This window comes from Paludisphaera soli (genome assembly GCF_011064595.1).
In the GTDB taxonomy this organism is placed as follows: Bacteria; Planctomycetota; Planctomycetia; order Isosphaerales; family Isosphaeraceae; genus Paludisphaera; species Paludisphaera soli.
In genome coordinates, this window is sequence record NZ_JAALJI010000004.1 from 227,836 (window position 1) to 243,397 (window position 15,562).

Annotated in this window: 13 protein-coding genes; 2 read left to right on the plus strand and 11 right to left on the minus strand. The window is 70.6% G+C overall.

Annotated elements, in window-relative coordinates; genetic code table 11:
- Positions 1 to 39: 39 nt before the first annotated feature.
- Positions 40 to 402 carry a hypothetical protein gene (locus tag G6O68_RS07605; RefSeq protein WP_165246392.1) on the plus strand — a complete coding sequence of 121 codons (363 nt, stop codon included), beginning with the start codon at positions 40 to 42 and terminating at the stop codon, positions 400 to 402.
- Positions 403 to 423: 21 nt separating this feature from the next.
- Here G6O68_RS07605 and G6O68_RS07610 read toward each other — a convergent pair whose 3' ends face one another.
- The 8 genes from G6O68_RS07610 to aroF form a co-directional block, all read right to left on the minus strand.
- Positions 424 to 957, minus strand: coding sequence for a DUF1648 domain-containing protein (locus tag G6O68_RS07610; RefSeq protein WP_165246393.1), 534 nt, complete (start codon positions 955 to 957; stop codon positions 424 to 426).
- The gene (locus G6O68_RS07615; RefSeq protein ID WP_165246394.1) at positions 954 to 3,305 is read right to left on the minus strand and encodes an FtsK/SpoIIIE family DNA translocase; all 2,352 of its coding nucleotides are present in this window, start codon (positions 3,303 to 3,305) and stop codon (positions 954 to 956) included. Before G6O68_RS07615 ends, G6O68_RS07610 begins: the two co-directional genes overlap by 4 nt.
- Positions 3,306 to 3,455: 150 nt before the next feature.
- Positions 3,456 to 3,728: a DNA-directed RNA polymerase subunit omega gene (locus G6O68_RS07620; RefSeq protein WP_165246395.1), complete on the minus strand. Its 273-nt coding sequence runs from the start codon at positions 3,726 to 3,728 to the stop codon at positions 3,456 to 3,458.
- Positions 3,721 to 4,362 (minus strand): guanylate kinase, encoded by a 642-nt coding sequence (gene gmk / locus G6O68_RS07625; protein WP_165246396.1) that lies wholly within the window; start codon positions 4,360 to 4,362, stop codon positions 3,721 to 3,723. Before gmk ends, G6O68_RS07620 begins: the two co-directional genes overlap by 8 nt.
- Positions 4,359 to 5,228, minus strand: coding sequence for a YicC/YloC family endoribonuclease (locus G6O68_RS07630; protein WP_165246397.1), 870 nt, complete (start codon positions 5,226 to 5,228; stop codon positions 4,359 to 4,361). Before G6O68_RS07630 ends, gmk begins: the two co-directional genes overlap by 4 nt.
- A gap of 121 nt (positions 5,229 to 5,349) precedes the next feature.
- Complete coding sequence (gene secG / locus G6O68_RS07635; RefSeq protein WP_165246398.1) at positions 5,350 to 5,811, minus strand: preprotein translocase subunit SecG; 462 nt, start codon at positions 5,809 to 5,811, stop codon at positions 5,350 to 5,352.
- Between the two features lie 82 nt (positions 5,812 to 5,893).
- Positions 5,894 to 6,676, minus strand: a complete 783-nt coding sequence (gene tpiA / locus G6O68_RS07640; RefSeq protein ID WP_165246399.1) for a triose-phosphate isomerase — start codon at positions 6,674 to 6,676, stop codon at positions 5,894 to 5,896.
- On the minus strand, positions 6,676 to 7,713 hold the full coding sequence (gene aroF / locus G6O68_RS07645) for a 3-deoxy-7-phosphoheptulonate synthase (protein ID WP_165246400.1): 1,038 nt from the start codon (positions 7,711 to 7,713) through the stop codon (positions 6,676 to 6,678). The genes tpiA and aroF overlap by 1 nt, the downstream gene beginning before the upstream one ends.
- A gap of 376 nt (positions 7,714 to 8,089) precedes the next feature.
- Here aroF and G6O68_RS07650 point away from each other — a divergent pair, with 376 nt between their 5' ends.
- Positions 8,090 to 8,665: a hypothetical protein gene (locus tag G6O68_RS07650; RefSeq protein ID WP_165246401.1), complete on the plus strand. Its 576-nt coding sequence runs from the start codon at positions 8,090 to 8,092 to the stop codon at positions 8,663 to 8,665.
- Between the two features lie 249 nt (positions 8,666 to 8,914).
- Here G6O68_RS07650 and G6O68_RS07655 read toward each other — a convergent pair whose 3' ends face one another.
- The 3 genes from G6O68_RS07655 to G6O68_RS07665 form a co-directional block, all read right to left on the minus strand.
- Entirely contained in the window at positions 8,915 to 10,300 is a 1,386-nt protein-coding gene (locus tag G6O68_RS07655) for a DUF3999 family protein (protein ID WP_165246402.1), read from the minus strand.
- Complete coding sequence (locus G6O68_RS07660; RefSeq protein ID WP_165246403.1) at positions 10,297 to 12,792, minus strand: DUF2339 domain-containing protein; 2,496 nt, start codon at positions 12,790 to 12,792, stop codon at positions 10,297 to 10,299. Before G6O68_RS07660 ends, G6O68_RS07655 begins: the two co-directional genes overlap by 4 nt.
- A 667-nt stretch (positions 12,793 to 13,459) precedes the next feature.
- Positions 13,460 to 15,415, minus strand: a complete 1,956-nt coding sequence (locus G6O68_RS07665) for a redoxin family protein (RefSeq protein WP_165246404.1) — start codon at positions 15,413 to 15,415, stop codon at positions 13,460 to 13,462.
- Positions 15,416 to 15,562 lie beyond the last annotated feature (147 nt).

The following is a 15,562-nucleotide window of genomic DNA, read 5'->3' on the forward strand; positions in this document are numbered from 1 at the left end:
CCTGGGATGCTTGGTCTTTCCCCAGAGACGCCAACCATCATGAAGCGCGCCCTCTCGTTGACCGCCTTCGCCCTGGTCTCGGCGGCCTTCGCCAGCCCGGCCTCGGCCCAGTTCGGCGGCCTCGCCGACCAGATCCAAGGGCAAGCCAAGTCCCAGGTCTCCAACCAGAAGAAGTATTCCACCGCACCCCGGCGGTCCAACATGTCCGCCCCGAAGGCCCGTCCCAACTACGGGGGGACGGACGGCACGGGCCGGTTCGACATGTCGGGCCGCTCGGTCTCCGGCTACTTCTCGGTACGCGACCGCACGACCAGCTTCTCGACCCGCTACGACACCGACCCCGGACGTCGGTCGCGCAGCACCTATCGCCCGCCGACCTCCGCGGTCACCCGCCGCCCCTGACCGCCCCCGCGCTCGCGGCCCTCAGCCTTCGGGCCGCGATCGCACCCGCCAGGCCCGGCGCTGGAAATGGTAGATCAGCAGCCCCAGGCCGATCAGGAAGACCGCCATCAGCCCCATCCCCTCGGAGAGGGGAAGGCGGGGAGGCTGAACGCGGTTGGCGCGGACGGTCAGCAGGTGCAGCCCCACGAACAGCCCGGTGGCCAGGGAGGCCGTCCCCAGCCCGAAGGCCAGCAGCTTGGCGTACGCCTCGTCGCGACGTTCGGGCGCGAGCCAGTACTCGCGGTCCGGGATGTTCAGCAGCGAGTCGGGCAGATGCCGCGACAGCGCGAGGGGTGCCACGCAGAGGATCGAGGTCAGCGCCGCCCCGCCCAGCAGCGACGCCGCATAGGCCGGGCGTGACGACCAACCGTCGGCCCGGCCCGACGCGGTGAAGTGCGACGCCACCCGATCCGGGAGCGTCGCGTAGGTGGTCGCGATCGCGACGGCCAGGGTCCCGTGCGTCAGGAGCAGGGCGAGAAGCCCCCGTCGGACGCCTCGCGAGGCCGGGGCGTTCACGCCGCCGCCTCGTTGGAGTCGCCGGCGTCGCCGCCGGGCTCGCCGCCGCCTTTCATCGCCTCCCACTCTTCCCAGGAGAAGAGGACCTCGCGGGCCGAGCCGCTCTTGAATTCGCCGACGATGCCGTCCTCGGCCATGAAGTCGATGAGCCGCGAGGCCCGACCGTAGCCGATCCCCAGCGCCCGCTGGAGCAGCGAGCATGAGCCGCGGCCTTCGCGGACGACGATCTCGATGGCCGGCTCGTACAGGTCGTCTCGCTCCTTGAGCGCCGCGCCGCGTTCCTTGCCCGAGGGGCCGCCGCCCACCTTGAGCTGCATCATCTCGCGGCTGTACTCGGCCGGGTACTGGCTCAGGTAGTCGGTGACCCGGTTGAGTTCGGCGTCGGAGACGTAGGTCCCCTGGGCCCGGACGATCTGCGAGGTGCCGGGGATCAGGAAGAGCATGTCGCCGTTGCCCAGCAGCTTGTCCGCCCCCATCTCGTCGAGGACGACCCGCGAGTCGCTCCGGCTGGCGACCTGGAAGGCGATCCGCGCGGGCATGTTGCCCTTGATGAGGCCCGTCACGACGTCGACCGTCGGCTTCTGGGTCGCCAGGATCAGGTGCATCCCCACGGCGCGGGACTTCTGCGCGAGGCGGACGATGTGCTGCTCCACCTCCTTGCCGGCGGTCATCATCAGCTCGGCGATCTCGTCGGCGACGATCACGATGTAGGGCATGAAGGTCGGGATACGCTGCGCGTCGTCGTCGTCCTCGGGCTGCATCCGCTCGAGGATCTCGTCCGGGCTCAGGGCGTTGAACGAGGAGATGTTCCGCACCCCGGCGCGGGCGAGGTAGCCGTAGCGCTCGTCCATCTTGTCGCAGGCCCAGGCCAGGATGGACTCGGCCTTCTTCATGTCGGTGACGACCGGGTGCATCAGGTGCGGGATCTTCTTGAACTGCGACAGCTCGACCACCTTGGGGTCGATCATGATCATCTTGACCTCGTCGGGCCGACGGGTCATCAGGATCGACAGGATCATCGCGTTGAGGCAGACCGACTTGCCCGTCCCGGTCCGGCCGGCGATGAGCAGGTGGGGCATGTCGGCCATGTCGAACGCCATGGGCGTCCCCTTCACGTCCTTGCCCAGGAACAGGGGGATGCGGCACTTGGCCCCCATGTTCGCGACGCCCTCGATCACCTCGCCGAGGCGCACCATCGTCCGCCGCTCGTTCGGGACCTCGATGCCGACCGTGGTCCGGCCCGGGATCGGCGCGACGATCCGGACCGTCGGCACGGCCAGGGCGCGGGCGAGGTCGTCGGAGAGGCTGGCGACGCGGGAGACCCGGAGGCCCGCCTCCAGCTCGATCTCGAACTGGGTGATGACCGGCCCGGTGTCGATCTGGACCACCCGGACCTGGAACCCGAAGTCCAGCAGCGTCCGCTCCAGGAGCATCGCGCGGGCGTGGATCTGGGCCTCGTGCTCCTGCACGGGCGTCGGCGAGGCCGGCTCCAGCAGCTCGAACGGCGGGAGCTGGAACGGCGAGTCGGGGTCCACCCGGGGATACGCGGGGCCCGAGTGGGCGACGGCCGTCCCCTGCGGCTGGGCGGGACGGGTCGTCGCGGGGACCGACGGCGCCCGCTGGACGATCGGGCCGGGCCGGGTCGCGACCTCGGTCACCACGGCGCCCGCTCGGGCCAACGCCGGTCGCGGGGCGTGGGCGTGCTCGACGCCCAGCGGGCCGGGGGCGGCCTGCCATTCGGCCAGGGCCGGCACGCCGGCGTGGCCGGGCTGGGCGGCCTCGCGGCGGCCTCGGCGCAGGCGGCCGGGGAGCAGGGCGGACAGCTCCTGGGCGGGGAGCGTGACCAACAGCTCCTGGCAGAGCGCCGCGCCTAGGAGGGCGGCGGCGAACAGGATCAGGAGCAGGCCGGCCAGGCCGAAGTGCGCCTCCAGCGCGGTCGCGGCCATCGCGCCGGCGTAGCCGCCGGGGCCGACCGGCGCGCTGGGACGCAGCCCCGCGGCGAACTTGTCGACGAGGGCGGCCGCGACGACCAGGACCAGCGACAGGCCGACCGCCGGGCCGACCGCGTCATGGACGCGGCGACCGCGCGCCACCAGCAGGTTGAGCGCCGCCAGGGCCGCCAGCCCGAGCCAGGAGGCCCAGCCGAAGGTCTGGTAGGCCGCCTCGGCCAGCCGGGCCCCGACGGGCCCGCAGGGGTTCGACGGCGCGACGGCCGCGGCACTCCCCTCGGCGGGGCGGGGCGTCGCGTCGGCCGGGTCGTAGCCGGCGAGGCTCAGCGCCAGGAACAGGTTGACGATCAGGAAGGCGAGCCCGGGGGCCGAGCGGTAGAGGCGCTGTCGCAGAAGCATGAGTCCCCCCGAACGTCCCGGCCGGCCGCGGGGGGCCGGCGCAGGATCGCACCAGATCGATGACGGAGTCGGCATCCCCTGTCATCGGTCGGGCCGCCGCGCCGGCTTCGGGGGAATCGGGCGCGGGGCGGATTCAGGCTCGGGCGCTGCTCATTCCGACGACTGGGTAAGATCGACGGTCCCGCCGTCGGCCTCGTAGTCCTCGGTCGGCTCGTTGGTCTGGAGCTGGCCGGTCATGTCCAGGTAGATCTTGTCCTGCATGATCTCCTGGATGACCATCGAAATCTTGTCCAGGCCGCGGCCGTCGATCAGCGGCCTCGCCCCCTGGTTGAGGGCGATCATCCGCTTCTGGATCAGGGTGGAGAGCTTGAAGCGCCCGCCGACCTTGTTGACGATCTCTTCTTCCTTCAGTTCTTCAATCATGGCCGATCCCGTCTCCACATTGGTAACGCGCGAGCGTCGCGACGAGCGCGTCGACGCACGAATCGAGGTCGTCGTTCACGAGCTGGACGTCGTAGCCGCGGGCGGCTTCGATCTCATAGCGGGCGTTCGCCATCCGCCGGGCGATGGTCGCGTCGTCGTCGGCCCCCCGGTCTCGCAGCCGCTTCTCCAGCGAGTCGAGCGAGGGGGCCTGGATGAAGACGAGCAGGGCGTTGGGGACCTTCGACCGCACCTGGAAGCCCCCCTGGACGTCGATCACCAGGATCACGCAGATCCCCCGGGCGAGCGCCTCCCGAACCGGCACGGCCGGGGTCCCGTAGCACGCGCCGTGGACCTCGGCGGATTCCAGCAGCTCGTCCCGGTGGGACTCGAACTCGTCGGGGGAGAGGAAGAGGTAGTCGCGGCCGTGGACCTCCCCCTCGCGGGGCGCGCGGGTGGTCGCCGAGATCGACCGTTCGACCTTCGGCCCGACGCGGTCGAGCAGGCGTTCGACGATCGTGCTCTTCCCCGCGCCCGAGGCCCCCGACAGCACGACCAGCCGCCCCGGCAGCGATCCCCAGTCGACCCCGTTCGTCCGATCGGACTCCACGCCCACGGCCGCCCCCTTGATGGTCATTCGACGTTCTGCACCAGTTCCCGGATCCGCTCGAGCGCCCCCTTGATCTCGACGACCAGGCGGCTGATCTCGACGTCGTTGGACTTCGAGCCCACCGTGTTGACCTCGCGGCCCATCTCCTGGACGACGAATTCGAGCTTCCGGCCGCCGCTCTCGGGCGCGGCGAGGATCTCCTCGTACTGGTCCTGGTGGGCCCGGAGCCGCACCAGCTCCTCCGAGACGTCGCTGCGGTCGGCGAGGACGGCCACCTCGCGGATCAGGTCCTTGGCCTCGACGACCACGCCGTGCTCCTGCACCAGCGCCTGGATCCGCTCGGTCAGCCGCTTCTGGTAGGCCTGGACGAGCAGGGGGGCGCGGTCGGCGACCAGGGCGAGCGACTCGCGGATCGCGCCGGAGAGGGCGAGCAGCTCGGCGGCCATCGCGGCCCCCTCGCGGGCCCTCGCGGCCTCGAAGTTCTCCAGGGCCTCGGCGGCGACCTTGACGATGAACGGCCCCTCGCCGGCCACGTCGGGGGTCGTCGTCCGGTTCTCCTCGACGATCCCCGGCAGGCCGAGCAGCGAGACCAGCGCGACCGGCGCGCCGTCCAGGCGTTGGAGCTGGTCGCGGTAGCCCGCCAGGGCCTCGGCGTTGAGCCGGTAGTCGGCCGCCTTGCGGGGCCGCTCGACCCGGACCGAGACCTGTACCGCGCCCCGGCGGACGCGCTCGCGGACGAGCTGCTCCAGCTCGGGCTCCAGGGCCCCGTAGGGGTCGTTGACCTTGGCGCTGATCTTGAGGTGGCGGTTGTTCACCGAGCGGACCTCGGCGGCGACCGTCAGGGTCGCGTCCTGGCCCCGGGCTTCCCCGAATCCGGTCATGCTGAGCAGCAAGGGCGGCCTCGTCGTCGGTCGATGTCGGGGTCGGAGAACGCTCGGAGCGAGGCGGTGGTCGTCCGCCTCGCTCCCGGTCGCGTCGGAAAGTCCATCGGGGCGTCGCCGGCCCCGACCGCGGTCACTTGGGGGTCGGCGGCGGGTCGTTGCCGGGCGTCAGCGGGAAGTTGCTGGTGTCCGGGATCGACGGGATGTTCGGGGCGGGCGCGGGGGCCGGGGCCGGGGCGGACCCGGCGGCCGGGGCGGCGGCGCCGTCGACCGGCGACGGGGCGGGGGGGACGTCGGACTTCGGGGTCAGGTCCCGGGTCAGCGACGACGGCGCGTCGTCGAAGATCGACGAGCCTTGCTGGTTGTTGGTCAGGATCACCAGCAGCATCGTCATCAGGATCCAGATCGAGGCGGCGACGATGGTGATGCGGGTGAAGGTGTCGCCGGCCTTGGTGCCGAAGGCGCTGGAGCCCCCCGCGCCGCCGAAGGCGCCGGCCAGGCCGCCCCCCTTGCCGCGCTGGATGAGGACCAGGCAGATCAGGAACAGCGAGAGCAACACCAGCAGCGTGTTGAAGATGGCGGTCAGTACAGCCACGGAAGGAATCCTTTACGCTCGGGCGGGGGCGGTGCGGTTCGATGCGGGGGGCGGTCGGGTCAGTTCGGGCGTCGAGATCCGATCACGACTTGCCGCGAGCCGCGACTTCCTGGCCCGCCTTGATGATGGCGAGGAAGTCGCCGGCCTTCAGCGCGGCGCCGCCGACCAGCGCGCCGTCGATGTCCGGGCAGCTCAGCAGCTCGGCGGCGTTGTCCGGCTTGACGCTCCCCCCATACTGGACGACGACCCGGCGGGCGGTCGCCTCGCCGAAGACCTCGGTCAGCCAGCCCCGGATGAAGGCGTGCACCGCCTGGGCCTGCTCGGGCGAGGCCGTCAGCCCGGTGCCGATCGCCCAGACCGGCTCATACGCCAGCACCACGCCGGCCATCTCCTCCGGGGAGAGCCCGGCGAGCGAGCCGCTGAGCTGCTCCAGCAGGACTTCCTCGGTCTTCTCGGAGAGCCGCTCGTCCTTGGTCTCGCCGATGCAGACGATCGGGATCAGCTTGGCGGCCAGCGCCGCCTTAAGCTTCTGGTTGACGTGGCCGCTGGTCTCGCCCTGGCCGTGTCGGCGCTCGGAGTGGCCGATGATGACGTGGGTGCAGCCGACGTCGACGAGCATCGGGCCCGAGATCTCGCCGGTGAACGCGCCGTTGGTCTCCCAGTAGACGTCCTGCGCGGCCAGGCCGATCGGCGAGCCTTCCAGCACCTGGTCCACCCGGGTCAGGAAGACGAACGGCGGGGCGAGGGCCACGTGGACGTCGGTCGCCGAGCCGAGGCCCTGCTTGACCCCGTCGGCGAGGGCGGCGGCGGCCTCGGCCGTGGTGGGGTTGAGCTTCCAGTTGCCGGCGATCAGCAGCGTACGCATCAGACCGTGACTCCTTCGCAGACGTCGATCGTCTTGCCCAGCAGCCCCGCGAGCTGACGCAGCTCGTCCATGAGGCGGGCGTATTGGTCGGGGAGGAGCGCCTGCGGGCCGTCGGACAGCGCCTTCTCGGGGCAGGTGTGCACCTCGACGTGCACGCCGTCGCACCCGGCGGCCACGGACGCCCGGGCCATCGCCGGGATCAGCTCCGGCCGGCCGGTCGCGTGGCTGGGGTCGACGATGATCGGCAGGTGGCTCAGGCACTTGGCGTTGGGGACCATCGAGAGGTCGAGCGTATTCCGCGTCGAGTCCTCGAACGTCCGGATGCCGCGCTCGCAGAGGATGACCTCGCGGTTCCCCTGGGCCAGGATGTACTCGGCCGACATCAAGAGGTCCTTGACCGTCGCGCTCATCCCGCGCTTGATCAGGACCGGCAGCTTGACCTTGCCGACTTCCTTCAGGAGGTCGAAGTTCTGCATGTTCCGGGCGCCGATCTGGAACATGTCGGCGTACTTCGCCACCAGCTCGACCTGGCGGGGGTCCATGACCTCGGTCACGACCGGCATGTTGAGGGCGTCGCCCACGCGGCGGAGGATCCGCAGCCCTTCCTCGCCCAGCCCCTGGAAGCTGTAGGGGCTCGTCCGCGGCTTGAACGCCCCGCCGCGGAGGATGTTGGCGCCGGCCTCGCGCACCTTGACGGCCGTCTCGTACAGCAGCTCCTCGCCCTCGATCGCGCAGGGGCCGGCGATCATCGCCAGGTGGCCGCCGCCGATCTTGACCCCCTTCACGTCGAAGACCGAGTCGTCCTGGTGGAACTCCCGGCTGGCGAGCTTGAACGGCTTGAGGATCGCCACCACCTGCTCGACCCCCGGGATCGCCTGCAGGGGCTCGGCCTGGAGCTTCTGCTCGTCGCCGATCACGCCGATCACGGTCCGCGAGACGCCCTGGCTCAGATGGGGCGTGAATCCGAGCGCCTCGATGCGCTCGATGACGTGCGCCACCACTTCGGGAGAGGAATGGGGCTTCAGGACGATGATCATGGGACGCGTGTCTCGATCGAGTTCAGGTCTATCCGGAGGTCTTCGGCCGGGCGCAAGGCGTGCAAGACGCGCGCAGACGAGCATCGACCCTCAGCGTGTGTGGAAAATCCCATCCTACCGGATCCAGCCCCCCGCGCGAAGCGGTCGATCGGGAATTTACGGCTCGCGATCCGACCCCGCCGCCGTCAGGGCCCGATCCGAGGCCCGGCACGCGAGACGCCGAGATTGTTCGAGTCGATCACGAAACCTGGAAGCCTCGAAAGGCGTCGAAGGACGGAAAGACGTCGGTGATGCGGGAGCTTGCCGGGAAGCTGCGACGTCGGCTCATCGTGTATCGAGAGAACTTTGTCGGAACATTGGGTTCAGGAGTCGTGGCGTGCATGCGTGGTTTGAGCGTGCGGTTGTTGTCCTGCTCGCTGGTCTTCTGACCGGCCTGGCGCTCGTCGCGGCTTCGGATGGCTGGACCGACGAGGAATCCGCCCTGCCACCACGGGCCGCCGGTGCACCGGCGATCCAGGCTGTGGCGGTGGTCAGGAAGGGCGACGCGGCTCGCGTCGTGGAGTCGGATCCCCTGGCCGTTCGCCGGGTCGTTCCCTCGGGGATCTCCGCCACCGTAGCGGCCATGGCCCTTCCGGACGAGAAGGTCCTGCTGACGCCGATCCTTGGGGCGCTGCGAAACCTCCCTTCGCCACCGCCCGCGCGAATCCAGCACTTCCTGTGGATGAACGACTTTGGAGCTGAGCTGATCTGCTGGCGAGGGGAGATCCAGGAGTATCGAGTCGCCCCGGACGGTGTGGCGGTGCGGGTCAAGGTCTGGCCCGATGTCCTTCTCCCGCACGTCAGAGTGGCTCATCATGACTTCTTCCTGGAACACTACTTCATGGATGAGAATGGCCTGGCATATGTTGGCCATGAGGACCCCGGCCCGCAGCAAGGCTTCACCGAGTTTTGAGCCATCGGGTGCGAAGCGGGCGCGGAGGAACCTGGACAGGACACTCCTCACTCAACTCCACCGATGTGACGGAAGATCCTCGGGTGCCACGGGTTCCCCGAACCCGTTGACCGGCCAGGGATCTCGGCGACGGCTCGGGAGCGGTCCGACGCCGATCCACGGGTTCGGGGAACCCGTGGCACCCAGGCGCACGGCCGAGGTGCCCGAGGTCGACGTCGTCGCCTCGCTCTGACCGCCCCGCGTCTCTGCTCACCCCTCGAACTCGTCCAGCGGCAGTTTGTCCGCCCGGTGGGCGGCCTTCACGATCGCCCAGGCCAGGACGATCGTCATGAGGATGAAGGCTAGCGTCAGGAACGCCGCGCCGTCGATCGGCGACCGCCCGGCCGACGGCCGGTAGTCGGCGTTCGGGGTCGGCGGGCCGAGGGTCGCGGGCTCGCGGGGGCGGTCGGGGCCGAGGGCGGCGAGGACCGTCCCGACGTCGTAACGGGGCGGGTCGAGGGCGTCGGAGCCGTAGGCCAGGCGGTAGGTCCGGCCCGGCTCGGCGAGGAACGTGGCGCGGAGGTCGAGCCGATCGCCGTCGACGCCCGCGACGTCGAGCGGCGGGCTGTCGCCGTCGTCGACGACGATCCGGAGCCGCTCGGCCCGACGCTCCGGGAAGTCCAGCGTCAGGCCCTCGCGACGGAAATCGCCCAGTTGGTGGCGGAACAGCCGACCTCGGCCGATCTCGACCCAGCGCCCGGCCTTCGCGTCGGTCAGCGCCTCCACCCGCGCGGGGCGGTCGAAGTTCCGGCTCGGCGTGCGGAGGGCCAGGCCGACCAGCGGCAGCCGGTCCGCCGCGACCTCGAACCGCGTGACCCGTTCGGGGATATCGATCTCGACCTTCAGGTCGTCGAGCGGCTCGCGGATCGTCGCCGACTCCTCGTCGGTCGTGCGCTCGACGGTCCGGCGGAAGGCGATCCGGTCGATGCGGAAGGGGCGGCGGAGGATCGTCTCCACCTCCGTCCGGCGCTCGCGCTCCCCCTCGATCCGGCTGCGGCTCAGCTCATAGAAGGGGGATCGCGCCTCGTCGGCCTCGCGCTCGATCACGAGCTTGAACCAGCGGAAGCCCCGGGCGGGGAAGGGGACGTCCACCTCGCGGACGTCCAAGAACCGCGAGTAGTCGAAGATCCGGCCGTCCTCTTTCAGGGGCGTCCACGACCGGCCGTCGGCCGAGCCGAGCACGCGCACCCGCCGCTCGAAGTCGCGCAGCGGGGTGTGGAAGACCGCGCCGTCGGGCTCCGGGGCGTCGTCGTCGAGCTTCGCGACGATCTCGATCGCCTCGCCCTCGATCACGTCCAGCGAGACGACCGGGGCCGAGATCTCTTCCCGCTCGGCGACCGTCCGCCGCCGCACGGCTCGCTCCAGGGAATAAGGGACCTCGACGCCGCGGTCGTCCTCAATCCGAAGGTCCGGGAAGCCGTCTCGGGTCGCGGCGAAGACGGCGCGGTCGAGCGGGACGGCCAGCACGGCGTCGCCTCGCCCCTCGCGGTCGATCGCCCGAGTGAACCGCACTCGAGTATCGGCCGAAGCGGCCGTCGTTAGCGCCAGTCCGGCGAGGAGCAGGGGGTGGAGTCGCCTTCGCGGGCTCGCGGTCATGATCGGACTCCCTCGTCGGTCGGGTCGACGGGGCGGTCGAAGACCGCCTCGGAACGCAGATAGACGAACGCGCCGAAGAGGATGAGGACGCCCAGCAGCAGGAACGCCACGATCCGGTAGAACGGGTCCAGCGACGCCAGGTCGACCAGGAAGACCTTGAAGCCGACGATCGTGAACAGCCCGAGCCCGACGTGCCGGAGCAGGCCGATGCGCCGCCGCAGCCCGGCCGCGATCAGCCCGAGCGCGAAGAGCGTCCAGACGATCGAGATCCCGCCCGCCCGGAGCGTCGGAACGAACCGGGCGAGGAACGTGTTCGTCTCCAGCGTGAGGAAGACGAACCCCAGCCCGATCGCCGCGCCGGCCGCCGCCACGGACGCCTCGTTCCCCTTCGTTATCCCTCGCATTCGCACCGACGCGAAGGCCAGGAACGCGCCGATCGCGCCGAACTCGATCGCCCGCATCAGGCCTTCGAGCGGCGAGTAGGCCCCGCCGTAGGTCAACGACGGGCCGAGCCGCCACGCGGCGAGGTCGAAAACCGCGAGCTTCAGCAAGACGGCGGCGACCGCGCACCCCAGGGCGATCGACGCCGCGCGGGGGGCCGCGCCGTCGGCCCCGGCGCGGAGGAGCAGGGCGAGGCACGCGGCCAGCCACAGGAAGGTCAGCGTGGCCGCCCGCGCCGCCGGGAACAGGTCGCCCACCGTCCGGGCCAGCTCCAGGTGGAGGAACAGGAAGGCCGCCCCCGCCGTCGCGATCGTCAGCCACTTCGCCGTTTCGGGCCCGCGCGGGACGAAGGCCGAGTCGTCGTCGAGCGTGACCTCCCAGGGCCCTCCCGGCCGACGCAGAAGATACGAGGCGGCGGCCATCGAGGCGATCGGCACCCCCAGGGCGAGGATGCGCTGGAGCATCAGGCCGAAGTACGAGGCGTCGGCGGCCCCCGTGAAACCCGACCCGCCGTAGGCGCGCTCCAGGTCCACCAGGCCCAGCCGGTAGAGGACCAGGCCGTAGAGCACGAACGCCGCCCCCCGGAGGAAGCCGCTCCGCATCTTGCCGGCGAGCCAGAGCGTCGTCAAAGCCTGGAGGGCCCAGCAGGCCGTGATCCACTGCCGCGAGAACGCCAGCGGGATCGTCACCGCCAGGAAGAAGCTCGCCAGCGCCAGGAAGCCGAACACCAGCCCCCGGTCCTGGATCCGGCGGGCGAGCAGGTAAGCGACGTGGGCCAGGTGGTAGATCGCCAGGGCCAGGGCGAGCGTCGCCACGCCCATCGACCCGTACGATTCGTGCACGACCACGCCGCCTAGACAGAAGAAGAAGCCGGCGTTGGCCGTCAGGCCGAGCCATTCGAGCAGGGTCGACGGCTCCCTCCGCGCCAGGCTGAAGACGATCAGCGAGGCCGAGTACAGGGCGAAGATCGCGACCAGGAACGGCAGCGTCGCCCCGAACCGGGACGGCTCGTAATGGAACAGCGTCGCCAGGAACAGGGCGTAGGTCGCGACCAGCCCCAGGTAGTTCAGCAGCCGCCAGTTCCGCCGCGCGCTGACCGCCAGCACGCCCGCGCCCAGCATCAGCAGGTAGACGTAAAGCCCCCGGTAGTCGGTGCTCGCGCTGGAGAGGATCAAGGGCGTGCCGTACCCGCCGCAGATTCCCAGCACGGCGACCAGCAGGGAGTCGAACCGCACCGCCAGCACGCAGGCCGAGGCGGTCACGAGCGCCATGAACGCGAACGCCGGCGTGGGACCGATCAGGTGGTGGAACTCCGAAGCCGCGTAGATGCTGAAGTAGAACGCGGCGATCCCCGCCCCGAGGAACGCGTGGCCGAGCGGCCGATACCGCCCGCCCAGCAGCTGGATCCCCGCGCCGACCAGCCCGGCCCCGGCCACGATCGTCAGGGCCACCCGCGCCTCGGGGGCGAGCCAGCCGTGGTCGATCGAGTACTTCAGGAAGAACCCCAGCCCCGTCACCAGGACCACCACGCCCAGCCGCAAGAGCCAGGTGCTCGCCACGGCGAACTCCACCGAGACCCCCGGCCGGCGGTGCTCTTCGCCCACCACGATCCAGTTGCCGATCCTCGCCAGCGCCTCCCAGGCCGCCGTCTCGAATCGGCTCGGCTGTCGCGGCGGCGGCGGGGGCGCGACCGGCCGGCTCGGGATCGGCGCGGTCGGCGGGCGGGAGGCCGGTGGCGAGGGCTTCCAGAGGGCGTCCGACGCCGAGACGGGTTCGTCCAACATCGGCCGACTCGGCCGGGTAGCGGTCGGCGGCGTCGGGGCCGCGACGTGCGTCGTCTCCAGCGTCCGCCGGATCGGCTCGGCGACCGGCTCGGAGACCTGAGTGACCGCCGTCGACCCGTCCCGACGGCGCTCTTCCTGGAGGAGCCGTCGCAGCCCTTCGAGCCGGGCGCCCAGGGATCGGATCTCGTCCGTCTGCCGCCTCGTCTGCGCGACCTGCCAGGCGATCAATCCGAACAGGATGAGGAAGGAGAGGCCGTCGGGAATCATGGGGTTGGCTCACTGGAGACTGCACGAAGCGGCGTCGCTCGCGCCAGAACCTCTGCGAAGTCATACCCATCCGGCTCGGCTCCGTGCCAGGTCCGACCAGAAATCGCCGAGGAAACCGGCCCGTCGCCGGATCGGCCCGGAGCGACGCTCCCCAGTGTCGACCTCGCGGCCGTCCTCCGCATCGGGCGATCCGGGACCATCCTTAAAGTGAACCCTTACGCGCCGCGCCCGGCTCATCGTCGGATCCGCTAGCGATGGGGACCCATGGCGATGCGTGTCGACGAAACCGCGAAAGCGCGCCGAACGAAGCCAAAACCCGAGCCCGGAAATGCAAGTAAGTCAATATCCAGAATGGGTTTGCAGCCGACGGCTTCGTTTGCGCGCCGTGCGAACGAAGCCAATCAGGCTCAGGGCGGCGGGGAGGGGCACGGGGATGGGAGCCGACGGGCGGAAAACCTCGCGATGCGCGTCGAACGAACCCAATCTCACGCCGCGAAATCCCGTTTTAATTATCAGTGGCAGAAGGATTTGCGTCGATTGGCTTCGTTTTCGGGCCGGGGCGAACGAAGCCAAATTCCCGTGCCGGGAAAGCCGAAGGCCGGGGCCCCTCGAACGAATCGGGGGGCCCCGGCCTGGGGGGGTCGCGTCGGGCGGTCGTCGGGCCGGGTTACTTGACGCCGAGGGCGACGCCGGCGGGCTTGGCGGCGAGGGTCTTCTCGAGCTGGCGCTCGACCTCGGACGCGGAGCGGAGGTTGCGGTTGACGACCTTGCCCTGGGCGTCGATCAGGAACATCGTCGGCAGCGAGATGATCCCGTATTCGACGGCGAGGCGGCCGTCGATGCCGTTGGGCTCGAAGATCTCGGGCCAGGTGAGGTTGTGCTCCTTGCGGAAGGCGTCGACCTTGGATTTTTCGTTGTCGAGGCAGACGCCGACGACCTGGAAGCCCTTGTCGCGGTTCTTCTCGGCGATCTTGATCAGGTCGGGCAGCTCGCGGCGGACCGACTGGCCGCCCCACGAGGCCCAGAATACGACGAGAACCGTCTTGCCCTGGAGCGAGGCGGTGTCGACGGCGGCCCCGTCGATCCCGGCGCCCGTGACGGCGAAGGACTTGCCCTCCAGGTCGAGCCGCCGGAGCGCCCCGGCGGCCTTCTTGCCGGCGGGGGTGTCCGGGAACTCGTCGACGAGCTTCTTGTAGTCCTCGCGGGCCTTGTCCTCCTCGGCGTTGAACTCGTTGGAGCTGCCGAGCTGGAGCCAGACCTCCGAGGCCTCGTCGGACTTGGGGAAGAGCTTCAGGAAGGCTTCGAGGTCGCCCATCCACTTCTTCTGGTTGGTGACGTAGTTGCCGTTGGGCTCCTCGTTGCGCATGACGAAGTCGGCGCCGATCAGCCGGTAGGAGGCGTACGAGGCGAGCGCGCCGCCCCCCTTGATCACGGCCTCGAGCGCCTCGCGACCCTTGGGGTAGACGCCGGTCTGGTAGGCGGAGACCAAGCTGTCGACCGACTGCTTGTCGTAGCTGAGCTTCTCCTCGGGGTCCGAGGCGGCGTCGGCGACGGCCTTGAGGAGGGGGATCCGCTTGAGGTGGAACTGGGCGATCTCACGCTTGTCGCCGCTGTCGAGGGCGGCGTTGTTGGCCTTGTCGTACTCGGCCAGGGCGCGGAGGGCGGCCTCCATCGCCTCGTCGTGCGCGCCCCCGGCGGGGCCGCCGACCGTCTCATACAGCGAGGAGCGGATGCCCGCCGCGGCGGCGACCACCGGCTTCTCGGGGTCGACCGAGCGCGGCAGCTCGACGAACTTCCAGACCTCGCCGAGCTGGATCATCTCGGGGACCTGGAGCATCGAGAGCTTCGCGCTCGGGGCTCCGGCGGCGGCCGGCGCGCTCGTGAAGATCATGGCGTTCTCGTAGAGGACCAGGTCCTTGGCGACCCCCGCCTCGGGGTCGGCGGGGATCGCGTGCGGCATCGCGCCGTCGAACCGGTTCCAGGCGAGCTTCTCGCCCCCGGCCTTGAGCGCGGCGACGAGGCCGGCGATCTGGTCGTTCCGCTTCTCGGCCGAGGCCGAGACCTTGGCGACGACCGCCTTGGGCAGGCCGGCGGCGGTCAGCTCGTCGGGCGTGGCGACCAGCGTGTCGACCAGGGCGGCGTCGCCGGCGGCGAGGGCCTGCACGGCGACCTTGGTGGCTTCCTCGGCCGAGAGCCGCTTCCAGCCGACGATCTTGTTCCCCTGGACCACGGCGATCCGGGTGCCCCCGGTGTTCATCCAGCGGCACTCGTCGAGGCGGCGGTCGCCGTCGACGTCGCTCTCGCGATAGACCTCGAAGCCGTCCTGGTAGTAGCTCCACTGGGTCAGGCTCTTGCCGCCGTTGGTGCTGATGAACCGCCGCAGCAGCTTGCCCTGACTGTCGCGCAGGGCGTAGCCGACCGCGCGCTTCTGGGCGTCGGTCACCGTCTCGACCTTGCAGGCGTCGATCGCGGCCTGGTCGGCGGGCGTCTCGTAATCGACGCCGCTCTGCTGCGTCGGCTTGATCTCCAGCATCTTCTGCGGCGAGAGGTCGGCGGCGAGGGAGGCGGACGACCCCGCCCCCAACCAGACCGCCAAGGCCGCCGCGTATCCGAGTCTCCGCATCAGTCCCTCCTTAATGCCGGCCGTCGAGATTCCTCCCGGCGACACCTCCTGTGCGCCCGCGTCCCGGATGGTCCTCGCGGATCCCCCGGGGCGCGCCGGCCCCCTGTTCGCGTTCTGCTGAGTTGACCCCAGCCGCCCGGTTTCGTC